This window comes from Paenibacillus sp. FSL H7-689 (assembly GCF_000517905.1).
GTDB classification, from domain to species: Bacteria; Bacillota; Bacilli; order Paenibacillales; family Paenibacillaceae; genus Paenibacillus; species Paenibacillus amylolyticus.
The window spans coordinates 232,992-252,549 of record NZ_ASPU01000005.1 but is presented as its reverse complement, the minus strand read 5'-3'; the positions used below and the strand labels follow the sequence as shown (position 1 = coordinate 252,549).

Annotated in this window: 14 protein-coding genes; 7 read left to right on the top strand and 7 right to left on the bottom strand. The window is 48.4% G+C overall.

Annotation, left to right across the window (positions count from 1 at the left end; all coding sequences use genetic code 11):
- The first annotated feature begins 40 nt into the window (after window positions 1-40).
- The 6 genes from C170_RS03775 (at window position 41) to C170_RS03750 (ending at window position 7,580) form a co-directional block, all read left to right on the top strand.
- Window positions 41-1,114 carry a FecCD family ABC transporter permease gene (locus tag C170_RS03775; RefSeq protein WP_081745833.1) on the top strand — a complete coding sequence of 358 codons (1,074 nt, stop codon included), beginning with the start codon at window positions 41-43 and terminating at the stop codon, window positions 1,112-1,114.
- A 2-nt stretch (window positions 1,115-1,116) separates the two neighbouring features.
- Window positions 1,117-2,133, top strand: a complete 1,017-nt coding sequence (locus C170_RS03770; protein ID WP_036606388.1) for a FecCD family ABC transporter permease — start codon at window positions 1,117-1,119, stop codon at window positions 2,131-2,133.
- A 61-nt stretch (window positions 2,134-2,194) separates the two neighbouring features.
- Entirely contained in the window at window positions 2,195-3,142 is a 948-nt protein-coding gene (locus tag C170_RS03765; RefSeq protein WP_036606387.1) for an iron-hydroxamate ABC transporter substrate-binding protein, read from the top strand.
- 310 nt (window positions 3,143-3,452) lie between these two features.
- Window positions 3,453-3,887: a MarR family winged helix-turn-helix transcriptional regulator gene (locus C170_RS03760; protein ID WP_036606386.1), complete on the top strand. Its 435-nt coding sequence runs from the start codon at window positions 3,453-3,455 to the stop codon at window positions 3,885-3,887.
- Between the two features lie 83 nt (window positions 3,888-3,970).
- On the top strand, window positions 3,971-5,755 hold the full coding sequence (locus C170_RS03755) for an ABC transporter ATP-binding protein (protein ID WP_036606385.1): 1,785 nt from the start codon (window positions 3,971-3,973) through the stop codon (window positions 5,753-5,755).
- Window positions 5,748-7,580, top strand: coding sequence for an ABC transporter ATP-binding protein (locus tag C170_RS03750; protein ID WP_155985020.1), 1,833 nt, complete (start codon window positions 5,748-5,750; stop codon window positions 7,578-7,580). The genes C170_RS03755 and C170_RS03750 overlap by 8 nt, the downstream gene beginning before the upstream one ends.
- 679 nt (window positions 7,581-8,259) lie before the next feature.
- Here C170_RS03750 and C170_RS03745 read toward each other — a convergent pair.
- Window positions 8,260-9,675 (bottom strand): ATP-binding protein, encoded by a 1,416-nt coding sequence (locus C170_RS03745; RefSeq protein WP_051446985.1) that lies wholly within the window; start codon window positions 9,673-9,675, stop codon window positions 8,260-8,262.
- Between the two features lie 415 nt (window positions 9,676-10,090).
- On the opposite strand from C170_RS03745, the gene C170_RS03740 reads away from it, so the two are divergent.
- Window positions 10,091-10,426, top strand: coding sequence for a hypothetical protein (locus C170_RS03740; RefSeq protein WP_036606384.1), 336 nt, complete (start codon window positions 10,091-10,093; stop codon window positions 10,424-10,426).
- Between the two features lie 276 nt (window positions 10,427-10,702).
- Here C170_RS03740 and mglC read toward each other — a convergent pair whose 3' ends face one another.
- The 6 genes from mglC to C170_RS03710 all read right to left on the bottom strand — a co-directional run bounded on the left by mglC (window position 10,703) and on the right by C170_RS03710 (window position 19,269).
- Window positions 10,703-11,722: a galactose/methyl galactoside ABC transporter permease MglC gene (gene mglC / locus C170_RS03735; protein ID WP_036606383.1), complete on the bottom strand. Its 1,020-nt coding sequence runs from the start codon at window positions 11,720-11,722 to the stop codon at window positions 10,703-10,705.
- A 15-nt stretch (window positions 11,723-11,737) separates the two neighbouring features.
- Window positions 11,738-13,243, bottom strand: a complete 1,506-nt coding sequence (locus tag C170_RS03730; protein ID WP_051446984.1) for a sugar ABC transporter ATP-binding protein — start codon at window positions 13,241-13,243, stop codon at window positions 11,738-11,740.
- 74 nt (window positions 13,244-13,317) lie between these two features.
- On the bottom strand, window positions 13,318-14,379 hold the full coding sequence (locus C170_RS03725; protein WP_036606548.1) for a galactose ABC transporter substrate-binding protein: 1,062 nt from the start codon (window positions 14,377-14,379) through the stop codon (window positions 13,318-13,320).
- Between the two features lie 183 nt (window positions 14,380-14,562).
- Complete coding sequence (locus tag C170_RS03720) at window positions 14,563-15,735, bottom strand: substrate-binding domain-containing protein (RefSeq protein WP_051446983.1); 1,173 nt, start codon at window positions 15,733-15,735, stop codon at window positions 14,563-14,565.
- Window positions 15,713-17,509: a sensor histidine kinase gene (locus C170_RS03715; RefSeq protein ID WP_051446996.1), complete on the bottom strand. Its 1,797-nt coding sequence runs from the start codon at window positions 17,507-17,509 to the stop codon at window positions 15,713-15,715. Before C170_RS03715 ends, C170_RS03720 begins: the two co-directional genes overlap by 23 nt.
- Window positions 17,510-17,535: 26 nt before the next feature.
- Window positions 17,536-19,269: a response regulator gene (locus C170_RS03710; RefSeq protein ID WP_036606377.1), complete on the bottom strand. Its 1,734-nt coding sequence runs from the start codon at window positions 19,267-19,269 to the stop codon at window positions 17,536-17,538.
- Window positions 19,270-19,558: the final 289 nt, after the last annotated feature.

Below are 19,558 nucleotides of genomic sequence, written 5' to 3'. Positions count from 1 at the left end.
TTCTATAATGATCACTAATTGATAATGATAATCAATAACAATGAAATACGTTGTTGGTACCAAAGGAGTGACCCGTATTCAACATCCGGGACTGCCACATCGTCCGTCTAATTCAAGAAAATCTGCAGTGACCGTTGGGCTGACGTTTTTGTCTGCCATAGCCATACTGCTGCTAAGTATGTTTGTCGCAATCTCTTTAGGTGCCAAAGGGCTAACGCTGGAAACCGTATGGGCTGCCATATTTCAGTACAACCCAGCTTTGACACCACATCAGATTATTCATGAGCTGCGGCTGCCTCGTGTCCTTGCCGCGGTTATTATCGGCGCTGCCTTTGCCGTTGCAGGAGCTTTAATGCAAGGCATTACGCGTAATCCGCTGGCAGACACGGGCATTCTGGGCATTAATGCTGGAGCCACTTTTGTCGTAGCACTGAGCTTTGCCTTTTGGCCCGGACTGCCATACGGCTGGATTATGTTTTTATCATTCGTGGGAGCTGTTCTGGGCACACTGCTTATCTTCCTGCTTGGAATGGCAGCACCTGGTGGTCTGAATTCCATCAGACTGACCGTTGCCGGAGCGGTTATTGCAGCCATGTTAACCTCGCTCAGCACAGGTGTTGCCATTTATTTTGACCTGAGTCAGGATCTGGCCTTCTGGTATGCGGGAGGTTTTGGCGGAATAGAATGGCGGCATCTGAAGTTAATCCTTCCCGTGCTGCTCGTGACGCTGGTACTGATCATGCCACTCGCCCGGCGTGTATCCCTTATGTCACTCGGTGAAGAAGTAGCGATTAATCTCGGGATTAACTTGCGCTGGACGAGGTTTCTCGCCCTCGCAGCGGTTGTTGTGCTGGCTGGTGTGTCCGTGTCGGCAGTAGGCTCGATTGGATTTGTCGGACTTGTCATCCCTCATATCTCACGCAAACTGGTGGGTGTGGATTATCGACTCATCATTCCGATGTCTTCTCTGCTTGGAGCGATATTACTGGTGCTCGCTGATCTGGGCTCACGCATCGTGAACCCGCCCGAGGAGCTCGCGGTAGGCATTATGGTCGCTTTTGTCGGTGTACCTTTCTTCCTCTATCTGGCCCGTAAAGAAAGGAGGGCCTTGTAGCGATGAATTTTAATACACCTTCACGAGGTAAACGTTCGATAGTCGTCAGTATCACGCTGCTCTGTATCGCCATTGCCGTTATTGTGATCAGCCTGAACACGGGAACCATTCGTCTCTCCCCAGCGGCTGTGTTACAGACTTTGTTTGGTAATGGCAGTTCGGATGATCAGATTGTACTGTTTGATTACCGACTGCCTCGCATCCTGGTAACTGTACTGGCCGGAGCAGGACTTGGTATTGCCGGAGCAGCCTTGCAAGGGATCACCCGCAATCCATTGGCGGACCCGGGCATTCTGGGATTACATGCAGGGGCTGCATTTGGACTAATGGTGTTTGTTAGTCTCTCCTTTACGATGGATGGTTCTGTGGCCTTGCTGATCCCGTTGTTTGCTTTTGCAGGCAGTGTTGCTGCCGCCCTGATCATCATGCTGTTATCTTATGATCGGCACAACGGCGTATCACCCATTAAGCTGATTCTGGTGGGAATCGCGGTAGCGGCCGGGTTCCATGCGTTGACACTCTACCTTTCCCTGCGTCTGGATGAAGACACCTATTCCTTTGCCGCTCGCTGGTTGGCAGGAAGCGTCTGGGGCCGGGATTGGATTCATGTACAAGCTTTGCTTCCTTGGGTGGTGTTATGTATCTCGTACATCTGGAGTCGATCCAAAACGCTTGATGCCTTCAACCTTGGTGATGCTGCCGCAACCAGTATTGGGACGCCTGTTCGATCCCAGCGTGTTATTTTGCTGCTCTGTGCCGTGGCCTTGTCTGCCGTCAGTGTATCCATGGCTGGTGGAATCGGCTTTATCGGTCTGGCAGCGCCGCATCTGGCGCGTAGGCTTGTCGGTCCGATGCATAGGCATCTGATCCCTGCTGCCGGACTCATCGGTATGGTTATTCTGGTGACCGCCGATACAATCGGGCGAACGATCTTTCAGCCTAATGCCATTCCGGCAGGCGTGGTGGTTGCTGCGATTGGTGCACCTTACTTTTTGTACCTGTTAGTACGAAGCAAGTGATCTTTTTTTCAAAAAAACAATTAAGACATCCAAGAGATGTTCAAGGAGAATGTGATTACCCATGTTAAAGAAAAATCTTATGCTTGTCATGAGTATCTGTCTGGTGCTTGTGCTTGCAGCCTGTGGAACGACCAATAATTCATCATCTGCTTCTGGTGGTTCGTCCACGGATACTTCAACCAAGAATCAAGACAACAGTGCAAGTTCGGGAGAGCAACGTATTGCCTCCATGTCGATCCATCTGACCAATGATCTGCTGTCTCTCGGCATTACTCCGGTTGGTTCCGTTATCGGTGGCGAAGCCAAAGGTTTCCTGTCCCATGTTGCTGATCAACTTCAAAATACAACGCCACTTGGTCCGGTTAAAGACCCGGATATGGAAGCTTTGCTTGCCCTGAAACCCGATGTGATCTATCTGGACGAAGAATTCTCCGGTGGTGATATTGCCAAATTCGAAAAAATTGCTCCGGTGCATGTCTTCAATCTGGATGACGGTACATGGCGCGACCATCTGAAAGACATTGGCAAACTCGTAAATCGCGAGAAGGAAGCCGAGCAATACATTCAGGACTACGCAACCGAAACGGAAGAAGTGAAATCTCTGATTCATGACACGATTGGTGATGGGACTGTGATGGCAATCCGTGTTACTGCTAAAGAATTACGTGTATTCAGTACACGCCGTCCCATGGGTCCCATTTTGTATGAGGATCTCGGTCTGACTCCTGCCAAAGGGATCACAGATATCGATTCGACTAAACCGTATCAAGTCGTCTCTCGTGAAATATTGCCGGACTATGATGCAGATGTGATCTTTGTAGTTGTGAATTCGGATGATGAAGCCCAGACCATGTTCAAGGAGCTGCAAAACAATCCGATCTGGCAAGGTCTGAAAGCAGTCAAAGCCGGCCATGTCTACACGATTGGCGCACAACCTTGGCTGGATTATTCATCGATCGGTAATAAAATGGCCATGGATGAAGCCAAAGAAATGTTCTCCAAAAAATGATTTTCCTTACACTCCACACTTAACGTGTCACAATACCAAAAAACCTCTCTTAGAGACCGGAACAGAGTTAGTTATCATACTCTCTTCCGCTCAAAGCAGAGGTTTTTGTTTTTTTCTTATCTATTTTACTTGTTTACTTTCCAGCCAATCGACCTGGAAATACCTTAAATCCAAAATTAACGACATTCACTTGACGATATTTCAAATCAAACTTAAGATTTATTTAGTCGACTAACTAAATGTGCATGTTCAAAAAGTCTGGTTTTCAGTACCGAGAAGATGGAATGAAGGTAGAAATGGAGTAGATGATATGAACCCAGTCCAAAATGATCGGTTAATGGGACAGCTATCCGAACTCGTGAAACTGAAACGCTACAAGGTTCATGAGAAACTTGTGAACCACCCCGAGTTATACCCGGGGCAGCCCCCTTTGCTGTTCCAGCTTGAACGGGAAGATGGCCAATCCCAGAAAAACCTGGCCAAACAACTTCAGCGCAGTCCCGCAACGGTAACCGTGATGCTCAAGCGCATGGAATCATCCGGTTATGTGAGACGTGAAGCAGACCCAAAAGATATGCGCAGTCTGCGGGTATACCTGACGGATCAGGGGCGCTCCGCGCTACAAGAATTGAGAGAAGTGATTCAGAAATTGGAACAGCAAGCCCAGAAAGATTTTACACCGGAAGAATCCGAGATCATGTCTGCACTTGCACATCGTATGCTCCAAAACCTGCGTGAATCTTGAGGTGATGCAGATTCGCGATTGAAGCAGCTAAAGGTATTATGAAATTGATTCACTTATGCTATGAAGATTGAGGTGATTCCCTATTGTGGACGTTAAAACGATTCTTGACCCCGTATAAGTCGGCGGCAATCGTCGCCCCGCTGCTCATGGTACTTGAGGTTACCATGGACCTGCTCCAGCCCAAGCTGATGTCCAGCATCGTGGATGATGGTGTACTTGCAGGGAATCTGCCCCATATCGTGACTACAGGTCTGATCATGCTACTTGTTGCGTTAATCGGCTGGGTTGGCGGCGCAGGCTGTACACTCTATTCAAGTAAAGCTGCCGTTGGATACGGCACAGATCTGCGCCAAGAACTGTTTGACCATATTCAAACCTTCTCCTTCCGCAATCTGGATACGTTTCAGGAAGGATCTCTGATCACTCGTCTGACCAGTGACATTACCCAGATGCAGACCTTTGTACAGATGCTGCTACGGATGTTTATCCGTTCACCAATGCTAATCATCGGTAGTATCATCATGGCGTTTACGATCAGTGTAAAGCTAGCTTTGATTCTTATTGCAACTGTACCGGTGCTGTTTATTATTTTATTTATTCTGATAAAAGCTTCCTATCCGCTGTTCGCCAGTGTGCAGAGCAAGCTTGATCAGGTCAACGCTGTGCTTCAGGAGAATCTTGCCGGCATTCGTGTCGTCAAGGCGTTTGCACGTGCGCGTCTGGAGAAAAAGCGGTTCAAACAATCCAATGAAGATTACACCTCAACTGCCGTCAAAGCCTGGCGTATTGTCACACTGAATGCACCCGTACTCAGCCTGATGCTGAACGCTACCATTGTAGCGGTGCTGTGGTTTGGAGGTTTCCAGGTAGTCGGAGGCGATATTGCTGCCGGAGATCTGATTGCTTTTATCAACTATGTCACGGTTGTACTCTCGTCCCTCACGTCGATCGGCATGATGATGATGAGTTTCTCCCGTGCCAAGGTATCTGCTGCACGGATCAACGAGGTGTTACATACACAGCCGGATATTCAATCGGGAACCGATAACTCCGGGAATGTACAGTCATCCCCGTCTACTCGTGATCAGTCCCGAAACCAAACGTCTTCTCTTCCCTCCCACACAGGCGGTCAAGTGGAGTTCAGAGACGTATCTTTCCGTTATGACGGAGACCATGCACTCACTGACATTAACCTGAAGGCTCGCCCGGGTGAGAAAGTGGCCCTGATCGGTTCAACAGGTTCAGGCAAAACCTCGCTGGTGCAGCTGATTCCCCGTCTATACGATGCTTCGCAGGGTGAAGTGCTCGTGAATGGAGTGAACGTTCGCCACTGGGATCTTCAGGATCTTCGCAGCCGTGTGTCCATTGTGCTACAGGAATCCATCCTGTTCAGCGGCAGCATCCGGGATAACATTTGCTTCGGCCGGCCCGGTGCAACGGATGCTGAATTGCGTGCTGCGGCACAAGCTGCGGCAGCGGATGATTTTATTATGAAACTGAAAGATGGGTATGACACGGAGCTGGGTCAACGCGGGGTCAATCTGTCCGGTGGACAGAAACAGCGGATATCCATTGCACGCGCCCTGCTCATGCGACCGGAAGTACTGATTCTGGATGATAGCACCAGTGCTGTTGATCTGCGTACGGAAGCGAGCATTCAGAAGGCTTTGCAGTCCTTGATGAAAGACAGCACGACCTTTTTGATTGCACAGCGGATCTCCTCCGTGAAGGATGCAGACTGTATATATGTCATTGATGAAGGACAGATCGTTGCCAGAGGCACACATGATGACCTTATGGCTCATTCATCACACTATCAAGCCATCTATTATTCGCAGCAACGGAAGGAGGATGTTCAATTTGGCTAAACCTGCATCTTCCTCCATACAACAAACGGTCGTGCCTCCCATCGGAAGACCCGGACCAGCGGGCAGAGGACCTGTTCCCAAAGTCAGAGCCAAAAATGCTCGCCACGCCCTGATTCGGGTATGGTCGTACATGGGACGTCATCGCAAAGGAGTTATCGCTGCATTAGTGCTGACGGCTCTTGGAACACTGCTCAATCTGGCAGGACCTTACCTTCTCGGCCGCGCCGTAAACGAACATATTGTGCCCAAAGTAACAGCGGGTTTGCTGAAGGAATGTCTTCTTTTGCTGAGTGTGTATGTCCTTGGCTCACTCCTGATGTGGGCTCAATCCTATGTCATGATTGGTGTGTCCCAACTGACCGTTAAGGATCTGCGACATGCATTGTTCTCCCGACTACAAGAGCTGCCTGTCCATTTTTTTGATAAAAATCAAAGCGGGGATCTCATGAGCCGGGCGACCAATGATATCGATAACGTATCTACAACGCTGAATCAAAGCGTAACCCAATTGATGTCCAGTGCCATCCTGCTCGTTGGTTCCTTGTCGATCATGTTTGCACTTGATGTACGGCTTACCCTGCTCAGTCTGGTGACTGTACCGTTGATTACCATCGCCACTCGCCTGATCGCGTCAAGAACACGTAAACACTTCACAGCCCAGCAGAAATTGCTTGGTGAGCTTAATGGGTATGCTCAGGAAACCATTGCTGGACAAAAAGTCGTAGCGGCTTATAACCGTCAGGATCAGGCACATCAACATTTTGAGAATTTGAACGAGAAACTGCGCACTTCCAGCACACAGGCCCAGACCGTTTCGGGTTTGGTTGGACCTACGATGAACGTGATGAATAATATCGGGTTTGCCATACTGGCTTCTGTAGGTGGATGGATGGCTTATCATGAAATGACGTCCATCGGACTGATCGTCAGCTTTCTCGCTTACTCCCGCCAGATTGAGCGGCCGCTCAACGATCTGGCCAATCAGTACAATCTGATTCAGGCTGCAATTGCAGGTGCTGAACGTGTGTTTCACATTATGGATACGCCTAGCGAATACGTAGAGGAACAGAAGAAACAACTGGACCAGATTCAAGGTAAAGTGGTATTTGAAGACGTCTCTTTCGGATACAGTGCGGAGCGAGACATTTTGAAGAAGGTCAGTTTTACTGCAAAACCTGGGGAGATGATTGCACTTGTTGGACCCACCGGCGCAGGCAAAACGACCATTATCAACCTGTTACCCCGTTTCTACGAGATTACAGGCGGACGGATTACCATCGATGGATGTAACATCTCGGAACTGGAGAAGGATCAACTCCGTCGGCAACTCGGCATTGTACTTCAGGATGCCTACCTGTTCTCGGGTACCATTCGCGACAATCTCGCCTACGGCAAGCCCGACGCAACCGATGAACAGATCAGGCAAGCGGCTGAGCTGGCGAATGCACATTCGTTCATCCGAAAACTGTCACAAGGTTACGACACCCCCATCATTTCCGGGGGAAGCAACCTGAGTCAGGGACAACGACAACTGCTGACCATTGCCCGGGCAATTCTGGCTGATCCGGCCATTCTTATTCTGGATGAAGCAACGAGTAGCATTGATACGCGCACGGAGATGCACATTCAGGAAGCGATGCGCACTTTAATGAAAGACCGTACCAGCTTTGTCATCGCCCACAGACTGAGCACGATTCGTGAAGCCGATCAGATTCTCGTCATTGATGATGGACAGATCGCTGAACGGGGCAACCATGATGAGTTGATGAAGCAACAAGGATTCTACTATCAGTTACATCAGGGACAGCTCAATAAGTCGAACTAAAGCGACTCTGCAAAGTTAATCCATGCCGAAGTGGACCTTAGCGCGTACGGAGCAAGCGAATGTGCTGTATCCTGAATGTGGGAGAACATGTCCTTCGCGTGCGAACAAGCGATCAATATGCCACAAAAGTGGATTTAATCTATTCCAAATGAAAAGCTCCACTCCGTGCCGGGGCGGGCTTGAGGACATCGTCCAGCTCGCGGTTGGAACAGAGCAAGAGCGTAAACTAACGAATCTGAGGCGCCTTATTCAAGCTTTTGAAGCTCCCTCAGAAATCTAAAGAACCTGAGACACGTTATATCCAAATAAACAGCCATTTTCAGCGTTTTTTCATGGGATGTTGGGAAATAACGTGTCTGAAGTTTCTTACAAATTAAAGTAAGGACTTGAAGGCCAAATAAGACGTCCTATGTTCCTTAGAAAATCGACTACCCATTCGCCAGGATCAACCGGCTTGAACTTCAGACTTTTATACGCTGACCTCCATCATCATATCGCTTACTTGAATTTAAAGTCACACTCTTATATATCTAAAATGATCGGAACCGATGTGGTCTCCACACATTAACTTTATTAATCGAAATATTAAACGCCGCACGGGGTTCTTCTGGACCCATGCGGCGTTTTTATGTTTTTGTCTAATGACTACTTAATTGCTATCTCTGGTAAGTTATATGATTTACGTCTCCATTGGCAGATGAAGCGTGAAGGTGGAACCAACCCCCATTTCACTATGGACGGTAATCTTACCATTGTGATCCTGAACGATTTTCTGGCAGAGCGCAAGTCCCAGTCCCGTACCTTCTTCTTTGGTTGTATAAAATGGATTAAAGATGGTGGATAGCGAATTTTCCGGAATGCCGCTTCCTGTATCTGTAATTGAAATGAGCACTGCGTCTCCGTCCTGCAACAAATCCATATGGACCTCACCAGGGTCTGTCATTGCTTCAAAAGCGTTACGAATCAGATTGATCAATACCTGCACAATTTTATCTCGATCCATGATGATCACAACTGGCTCATTAGTCATTTCAAGCGTAATTTGATGCCCTCGGGATGCCGCATCTGACTCGGTCAAAGACATCACTCGTTCAAGGCAGTGACCCAAATGTTCAGGCTTCATGTGATTCGCATGTGGTTTGGAAAACTGCAAAAATTCAGCCGTCAGATCGGTTACTCTTGTCACCTCACCCATAATCACTTCATACCATGGCGCGATATTAAACGCTTGTCCACGGGACAGCTGCAGGAATCCCCGAATTGCGGTAAGCGGGTTCCGAATTTCGTGAGCCATACCCGCGGCCAGTTCACCTACAGCCCTTAGTCTCTCGGAACGAAATACTTCTTCTTCATTTTTCAGCCATTTGCTGCGCTGTTGTTGAAGCAGCCTATCCTCGGCTACCGTCATAAAGTGCTGCAACGAATCCGACATTTCCGGGTACAGGGAGATGCTGTAGCTTACCTGGAGTCCTTGAAGTTGCACGGATAGTAGTGACGACATTCGTTCTTCCACATCCTGTATCTCTGGCAAAACGACCGCAAATCGGTCTCCTGCATACCGGGATATGCCATAGGCCTCGGTGAAATGATTGCTGATCATCTGGCCTGTACCTGTGATTACCGTACACCAAGGATCTTCTGACTCTTTTTTAAAGCCGCTAAAGTTATTGACGTTCAGAAGGACAAGCAAAAAAGACCGTTGCTCTTCTACTGTCTTATGTAACACCTCCATGTAACCTTCGTAATTCAACAGTCCGGTAAGCGGATCATGCAGGGTCAGGAACCGATTTTTTTCCCGAAGCCTACGCTTCTCGACCTCACTGTTGATTAAGGTATGGTACAAAAAAATGATAACAACCGAGGTTAACAGGTCAAATAACGAAACCAGCAAAGCATATGTATCTACAGGCACATACGAAAGCCGAATCAACGTATATTGCAGCATAAGCAGCAACGAAATCGGCAAGGTCTGCGTCAACCTTGGTTTGTCCTGGATCATTGAAATAATGAGCATATAATACAGCATGTTGCACCAGTTCAGTTCACTGAAATAGTGGAATATCCCGAGAAAAATCCACTGAAATTTTCGCAGCACAGGATATCGTCTCTCCCCATAAATACTTGCTACCAATAATGTCGCCGAAAGTGACATTATTGCCATATTAGGGGTAAGCCTGAGAACATAAGAGGACAGAATGACAAGCAGACAACCTAGCGGGAATATCACCATTTTCATCGTGTAACTAAGCAAACAGCCTCGCCCCCTTTGACATAAAACTCACATCAAATAACTTATGTACATGTATTATATCGATTATGATTAGCTGATGTTGTCGATTAGTGGAGGCTCGCCAAATTCGCACGAATGTATAAATTATGAAGGCAATAGGACATATGATGTAATTGTAATCAACAAAAGTGAAACAATTCCTCTTCGCATAGATCAATATTGTGGTACAATACATTAATGGATTAATTTAGGATAAATACTTTCTTATGGAGGATATCACATGACAACACAACGAAAACCACTGGGCCTCGGAACGCTCTCTCTACTCGTACTATTGATGGGTCTCGCCTTTAATTTCCAATGGGGCACAACAAATTTTATGATCAGTCATTATCTTTTCAACTTAATAAACATACCTATTTATAGCAACGGAACTCAAGGACTTCACATTCCTTTTGTAGTAGCAGCCCTCTTCTGGATTCCAGCCTTCTTGATCGCCAAAAAAAATCGTTCACATTATGGCACAAGTGTATCTTATAACGTCGCCGGATTTATGTTGCTCTTATGCATCATTGGACCAGTTATCCCCGTTATCGATTGGATGGTCAATGGTTAAACAATTAAAGCCAGCTCTCTATATCCCGAGGGCTGGCTTCTTTGCTGCTTTTCCATATAAGATGAACAAATTGTTTACACGATAACGTAGAGGACAGAAATAACCTGAAGAAGCGGAGCGTTCGCCTAAAAGCTTTCTGAAAGAAAGCTGCATCGGAAGCGTATGCTATCCCCGGATTTTCACTTCTTTAGAAGGGAATCAAAAAATCTGGGGATAACAGCGATCAGAAGGTTGTTCTGTCATCGGAGTGACTGGTGTAACCTCTTGAGGCTCATCTTATTTCTTCGCCATATACTTACGGATATCAAAAGCCACCGCAGCAACAATGATCAATCCTTTGATAATTAACTGCCAGTATGGACTTACACCGATAAACGTTAGACCATAGTTAATGACCCCGAAGATCAGCACACCCGCCATAACCCCGGGTACCGTTCCAATACCTCCTGCCGTTGATACGCCGCCTACCACACATGCGGCAATCGCATCCAGTTCATACATGTTACCGTAATTGTTTGTTGCTCCACCTGTGCGTGCTGCCTCAAGCACACCACCCAGGCCATACAACGCACCGGCAATGGCATACAGGGCAACCAGGTTGCGTGCCACATGAATCCCGGATACATGCGCTGCCTGAATGTTGCCACCGATCGCGTACATGTTTTTGCCTAGACGTGTTTTGTTAAAGATCACCCAACAGATTAATGCCACCGCAATCGCGATCAGGACAATATACGGGATGGAATAACCCCCGCCCAGATCAATGTATCCAGAGCCAATCACAGTGAAGTCCGGTCGCAATCCTCCGATCGGCTGTGACTGATTGGGTTCCGTATCAAAATAAATGGAGTTCAGTCCGTACACGGCAACCATCGTACCCAACGTTGCGATAAAAGGAGGCACATGTAATTTGGCGACAATGAGTCCATTCACCAATCCCACGAATAGACCTGCGGTAATCCCAACAAGAATCGGTAGACCCACCCACAATTGGGGCAGATCAGGGAAGAAGCGGTTTGCATACTCGTCAATTTGCAACATCGATGCCGATACAACAGCCGTCAGTCCAACCACACGTCCAGCGGACAGATCAACCCCGCCCGTGACAAGGATAAAGGCTGCACCGAGCGCAATAATGGCCCTTGTGGAGGACTGCTGTAAGATGTCCCGCAGTGTGGAGAAGGCAAGAAAATTCGGATCGGCAATCGCAATACCAATGATGAGCAGAATCAATACGATAAAGATGGCGCGCTGTGTTACATATTGTTTCACTTGATTGATCATCTGTGTGTTCATCTGTTTCCCTCCTGACTAAGCCATCCGCTGCTGCGCGGCCAGCCTCATAATATCCTGCTCGGTTGCCTCGGCTCCGTCCACGATTCCGGTGAGACGCCCTTCGCTCATCACCATAATGCGATCCGACATACCCAAAAGCTCAGGCATCTCTGAGCTAATCATGATAATGCTTTTGCCCTGACGAGCCAGTTCCGTAATAATGGTGTAAATCTCAAACTTGGCCCCTACATCGATTCCACGTGTCGGTTCATCCAGTAGCAGAATCTCCGGGTCGGTCAGCAACCAGCGCGCTAACAGAACTTTCTGTTGATTGCCGCCAGACAGGTTTCGAATCAGCGTGTTAACTGAAGGCGTTTTGGTTCTGAACTTCTGCGTCTGCTCACGTGCCTCTTCGCGGCCCTTTTTCTCGTCCAGCAAGCCCACACGATTTCGGTAGCGCCCCAGACTGGCAATGATCGTGTTCTCATACACCGACAACACCGGGAAGATTCCTGTGACCCTTCTTTCTTCCGTGAGCAACGCGATGTTATGACGCTTTGCTGCTGCGGGGGAGTTAATCTTCACCTTGCGCCCATGAATCGAAATCGTACCTGAAGCGAGTCCGCGCAGTCCAAACAAGGACTCAATCAGTTCTGTCCGCTGTGCTCCAACCAGGCCGCCAATGCCAAGCACTTCACCTTTTCGCAGCTCAAAGGATACATCACAAAACGATTTGGACTGGTTTGATGTCAGACCCTCGGCTTTTAATATCACTTCACCGGGTACGTTCGTCCGTTCCGGGAAACGTTCGTCCAGATCACGGCCAACCATACGCGTAATGATCAGATCTGTCGTTAGATCAGCAGCATCCCATGTCCCGACAACAAAGCCATCACGCATGATCGTCACTTCATCCGAGATCGTCAGGATCTCCTCCATCTTGTGTGAAATATAGATAATGGATACACCGCGACTGCGCAGTTCATTAATAATGGTAAAGAGCTGATCCACTTCCTTGCCTGTCAGGGAAGAAGTTGGCTCATCCATGACGATGACTTTGGATTGAAAAGAGACCGCCTTGGCAATTTCCATGGATTGAATCTTGGAGACAGACAGTGTTCCCGCCTGAGCCTTCGGATCAATATCCAGGTTCAAGTCCTTGAACAGCGCCAGCGTATCGGTATACATCCGTTTCTCGTCCACCAGTATTCCCCTCATCGGAAAACGACCCAGCCATATATTCTCCATCACCGGACGATGCGGGACCGGATTCAGCTCCTGATGAATCATGGATATGCCTTGCTGAAGTGCCGCTTTGGAATTCGGAATATCCACATCCTTTCCTTCGATACGTATCGTTCCTTCATCCGGGTGATACATGCCGAACAGACATTTCATAAGTGTGGATTTCCCCGCTCCATTCTCTCCCATCAAGGCGTGAACCGTCCCCGGTTTCACTTTCAATGTGACCTGACTTAGTGCCTGCACACCCGGAAATGCTTTGGAAACTCCATTCATCTCCAGCAGGTAAGGTGACTCCATCTTGGTTCCTCCCTTCCATATGACCGGCAAAAAAGGGACGCTACCCGAATGTCGGACGTCCCTGTCTCGTGCTGTTATTGGGCGTCGGCGATGTTGTCTTTTGTAATCTTTTTGTATGCAATCCAGACATATTTACCATCTGTAATATCGTATTTGGTATTTTCCTTTGTTGGTGTCTCACCTTTGGCAAGTACGGAAGCCAGTGCCACCGTGGCTGCACCCTGATTCTTGGCATCATTAAGCACCGTGCCCAGCATTGTGCCATCCTGGAGAGCCTGAATGGCTGGAGCTGTTGCATCCACACCTACCACCGGCATGGATTTGCCATCTTTGAAGTATCCGGCTGCTTTCAATGCCTCAATGGCTCCCAAGGCCATGTCATCATTGTTTGCGAGAACGGCTTCAATCTTGTCACCATGGGAAGCCAGGAACGCCTGCATTTTCTCCTGACCTTTCACCCGGTCCCACATCGCCGTGTCTTCCGCCAGTGCTTCCACTTCGATTCCGGCATCCTGGATCGCCTGAACCGAATATTTGGTCCGAAGCTCTGCATCCTGGTGACCCGGTTCCCCTTTCAGCATGACGTATTGCAGTTTGCCATCGCCGTTTTTGTCCGCTTCCGGATGTGCTTTCCAGTAATCCACAATCAGCTGACCGGAGATCGTACCGGACTCCTCCGCTTTGGCTCCTACGTAATACACCTTATCCCACTTGTTCATATCTTCCGCCACCGGCTCACGGTTGAGGAATACCACTGGAATGTTCGCTGCCTTGGCCTTGTCAATGATGACACCCGCCGCCGTCCGGTCCACCGGGTTCACGGCCATTGCGTTATATTTCTTAGACACAAACAGGTCCACTTTCTCATTCTGGGTCGGCTGTGCATTCTGGCTATCCACGATATCCAGAGTCGCAACACCTTCCGCTGCTGCGGTCATGGCATTACGTACACCAGTCATGAATGTATCATCAAATTTGTAGATGGCAACACCAATCTTTGGCGTTTCCGTACCGGCTGCTGTCTGGCCTCCTGTATCTGTTCCCGTACTTCCACCTGCGCTGTCTCCGCCGCTGCTACACCCCGCCGCCACAACCATACATGCCGTAATCAAAAGTGTCATCCACGTTTTCTTCATATTCTTCATATCCTAATGACCTCCCCCAAGTTCATTCGGCTTCACCGATGTCTTTATTATGAAAGGGTTTACATTAAATTCGAATACAATATCTTCACCTGTTCTATCGAAATCTTCCTCAAGTTAACACACACCTTCATTTCTTCATTCAGCATTCGTTCCGGCACTCGTTCCAGCATTGGTTCATTGTACAAAAGGAAACAACAGCTTCTGGTTATCCATCCAGAACATATTGTCTGTACTAACCAGCTTGGTCTCAAGTAACACTCTCGCTTGCACCTGTTGATTGTTCAGCCGCGCAACGGCTTGATTCAATCCCAGATAACCTGCACTGTATCCATTCTGGACGATGAGATGATCAAAGACCCCTTCTTGCAATTGCTCCAGTTGCTGTTGTTCACTGCCGAATCCAACAATCCTTACCTTGTCCGCAGAGTTGCGTCGATTCAGTTCATCAGCCGCCCCCAGAGAAGCAGGTTCCTGAAGAGTAATGAAACCATCCACCTCCTGCTGGTCCAGCAATTGCTTCGCAGTCTGCCAACATCCATCCCGTGTATTACATATCGATTTGGGTTCCACTTGAACATTAGGATACTGTACCAAGGCTTCCATGACTCCCTGCTCTCTCTGAATAAGACCAGAATTAAGAGGATCGGGGCCCAATAAAGCCACATGCCCTTTCCCTTCCAAAAGCTCCGCCATAGCCTGCCCGGCCTGTCTTCCCGCCTCAACATTATCCATTGAGATGAAACTGGTGATGCCTTTCACGGGAAATTCATCGTTAAGCACAATGACAGGAACAATGGTTCCATCGGAATTTGTTGTCTGTGCCTCCTGAATGATGTCACTAAGTGCCTTTTCACTTAGGGGATCAACCAATAGAGCTGATGCCCCCTGCTTCAGAGCCGATGCGGCGGCCTCCACTTGAGCCTGCTCTCGCGCACTGCGAGACAACGTTTGGCTGTTGATATTTGCCTGTTTGACCTGCATCTGACTACCCGCGGAGTCCAGAATGGCAGGCGTGTACACATCACCATCGGAAGGGTATGCTTCCACAGTAATCAGTTCGGCTCCGTTCTCTTTGGCAGCCGCTTCGGCGCCAAGCCGGATAGCTTCCGCAAGTTCCCCTGTCCCAGCTGGCGTAATGAGCGCAATACGTGGCGGTACTGCCGTAGTATCGGGACTCGATAAGCCACAGGCGCTACATATGAGCAGACAGCAGTTTGCAACTGTCAGGGTTACTAACCGACGTTTCCGAATTCCAGGGAAACTCGCAGCAACCTTTTTCCAAAACGTACGAATATTCAATCCTTTAACTCTATGGTCATCGTTCCTATTCACTTGGTTGTCTGTCATTAGGCTCGCCCTCCTTCTGCTGCGATTGAATGGGGATCCGAACCCAGACCGTGGTGCCTTCTTCCAACTCACTTGCAAATTCAAGGCCATATGCCTCCCCATAATAGAGCCGAATTCGGTCATGTACGTTGCGTACAGCTACGCCTGATCCTGCACCGCTTTTGACAACCGGACGACCACTTAGTAATCCCGACATCTGTTCTTCCGTCATGCCGACCCCATTATCTGTAATGCGAAACACCAGTTTGTTGTCCTCACGATAAACATCGATCTCAATACTTCCTTCGTCCATGTGGTACTCGATGCCATGAACAATGGCGTTCTCAATCAGGGGTTGAAGCACCAGCTTTAATGTCAGGCAATCCAGGAGCGTCTCATCGGCATTGATGGTATAGTTGAATTTGCGTTTGAACCTCATCTGTTGAATCGTCAGATAGTGCTGCGCATGCTCCAGCTCTTCCCTGATCGTGATAATCGTTTTACCTTGACTAAGACTGATGCGGAACAGTCGCGAGAGTGATGTAATCATCGTAATCACTTCCTCATTGCGGCTCATGCCTACCATGCGCACCACGGAATTCAGCGTATTGTATAGGAAGTGTGGATTGATCTGGGCCTGCAAGGCTTCCAGCTCCAGACGCCGCTTCTGTTCCTGTTCATGGATGATCTCATCCATCAAGGTTCGGATTTTATTGACCATCAGGTTGAAGCGACGGGATAGTCGTTCCACCTCCAGCGGCCCTTCAATAGGCAACTCCACGTTGAAATCCCCGCGCTCTACGGCCTTCATTTTACGTTCCATTCGCCGAATCGGACGAGTCAGACTGGAGGATAAGAACAGCGAGACAAGAATGACCAGTACCAGTACAACGACCAATACACGAATGAGATATCCGTTCACTTCCTGACGCGTTGTCATAATCTCATCCAAATAAGCAACACCGACGATTTTCCACCCGATATTGGCAACGGACTTTACGGTATTCAGCCTTTTCTGCCCATCTGCTTCATCTTCGTAACTGCCGGAAGCCACCAAAGCCTGTTCGATATTCTCGCTTTTGAGTCCCATATACATCAATTGTTGCTGCGGATGGTACACGATATTGCCCGCACTCTCATCGATGATATACACGTATCCTCGTTGCCCCAGACTGACCCGACGGCTCAGTTCATCCATCTGCTTGAAATTGATATCGACCAGCAGGATAACCTGCCGATTCTGACCATTTTGCCGTATCGTTATGCCTTTGCTCATGGAAACGACCCATTTATATGGGCCTGTGTACATGTTCTGAATATGAGGTAACGAGAAACTCAGGTGATCCGGCACACGAAGCGCAGACTGAAACCACCCTTGCTGTGTCACATGGGCGCTGGTTTTTAATTCGGCTGTAGGTCGGTTCTTGAGCAATTTCCCCGTGGAATCAAGCAAAGTAATCGAGATGATATCTTCACGACTGCTGAGCAGTGTGTCAAGCTGTTTGTCCACCAGTTCCCCTTCCCATGTCCCGTCACGCAACATGTGTTCCTCAATGGCACGGTACAGATGCGACATACTGCGGACGTAATCCTCCAGGTTATAACTGACCTGATCCACAATTTGTCTCGTCGTGAGTTCCGCACTTCGCTCGGCAGCCTGCGTGAACTTGTCATGCAGAAGCATCGCCATGATGGTTAGCACCAAGACGATGAAGACGGAAAAGGACCATGTAATAATAAACCGGATACTGCTGACTCTGGACGAACGCAGACGAGAGCGTAATTGAGGTCCCATGGACTTTACCCATCTGGACAACAACTTCATCGGATTGAACCTTCACTTGCCGCCTGGGAAGCCTGTTTACGATATTCTTTGGGCGAGACGCCAATATGTTTTTTGAAACAAAAACTGAAATAATTGGGTTCGGCAAAGCCAACCTGCTCCGCAATCTCAAACGACTTCAGCTCGGTCGAGCGAAGCAGTTCACGCGCTGCCTCCATTCGGATCTGCATCAGGTACTGCAGGAAGGTAAGTTGTACTTCTTTTTTGAAAATGCCACAAAAATAACCGGAGCTGATATGCAAATGTCCGCACACCTTCTGAATGGACAGGTCCGGGTCAGCATAATGCTCTTTCGTGAAAACTAATGCCTGCTCGACAATATCTTTGTATACATGCTGGCGTCCGCTGGCAATGCGATGTTGTACGAGTAGACAGACTTCCCGTACCTTCTTCTGTGCCTCAGTAAGTCCCGGCAGTCGGAACAAATCCGCATACAACTGGAACCCTGCACCAAAGATATCTTCCATCGCTTCTCCTGATGCCTGTGCTGCCTTCCATACTGTTGTTAATACTTCAATTAAATAGAGTTGAATATCACTTCGCCCGTGTTCCACTGTAATTTCCCGGAAAATGATCGCCAGTGCTTCCTCCAGCTCTGCTTGTGTACCTGCCTTCAGGCATCGTGTCAGCGTCTGCTGCTTCAACTCGTCGAAACGCAGCTTGCCCGCCGTCTGTCGCTCTACGTCCGCAATGTATATGATTGAATCTGTCCCGGGCACAAGCCGATAATCCAATGCCAGCAGGGCATCTTCATAGGCATGATTCACATCCGCGAGTGTATCCACAATCTGACCAGAGCCCACCGTAGCCGGGATACGTAAATAGTGGTTGATGCTGCGCATCACATTTTCCAAAGCCTTCTGTTGCCGCTTCGCTCCATCTGTACCGCCCGAGCGATCCACATAGAGCAGGACAATCGTCTCCTGATGCATAAAAGCATGACCAGCCCCATGCTCCGCCCAAACTTCTGCCGCAATGTTAAGTGCAGCAAAGCGCTTCAGTTCAGCATCCTCAGATTGACGCAAGGAACCTCCGGGAATGAATATCTCAGACTGATCCGCTACCTCGGATGTTGTTTTGTTATGTCGCTGTGGGGGCTCGCTGAATACTCCCTCAGACTTCTCCTTCTGTACATCTCCATCCATATGCAGTGTCAATACGGACACCCCATAGCGTTCCCCTGTCAGATCCAATCCGCATTGTTTGGCTTTACTATGAATATATGTTGAGGATTTCTGTCGATGGAGCAAGGTCGCCATCAGATCTGCCTGTAATAAAGGCAAACTGGTATGATAGTGCTCACGCAGCTGCTGTACATCTTCACGCTCAGCCACTTCAGACGCCATCTGGGCGCGCAATCTTGTGAGCAGTTCGGTGAGATGTCCTGCCGAGAACGGCTTCAGTAGATATTCGTCCACACTTAACGAGATGGCTTGCCTCGCATAATCAAATTCATCATATCCAGTCAAAATGACCACCTTTACGAGTGGATTACGTTTCCTCAATCTTTGTGCGAGTTCCAGACCATTCATGAATGGCATGCTGATATCCGTCACCACAATGTCCGGCTCTACCCTCTCCGCCATCTCCAATGCTTCCCGCCCATTCTCAGCCAAACCGACTATCCGCAGATCGAGCGCTTCCCAATCGACCTCTACAACAAGTCCTTCACGCACATCTTCTTCATCATCCACCAGCAGTACCCGGTACACGTTTGGATTCCTCCCTTTTGATGACGGCCTTAGCCCTATCAACGAATATATATGTAGCATTGTGAATCCATTTGATTTCTTATTGCTCACCGAATTGAAGCAAATGCAAAGGCTCATGTTGATCTGTTCCAAGGTTGCCATCATTATATACAATATTATCAGGGATATGTAATCGCTTTCTTTAGTAGAGGTAAGGCAACCCTGTCGGGCAGTGCCTAAGTGAAATGTGAAGGATCGTATATGAATGCTAAAGGTAGGTTAAAGTAATACAAACACGGAAAATTTCGAA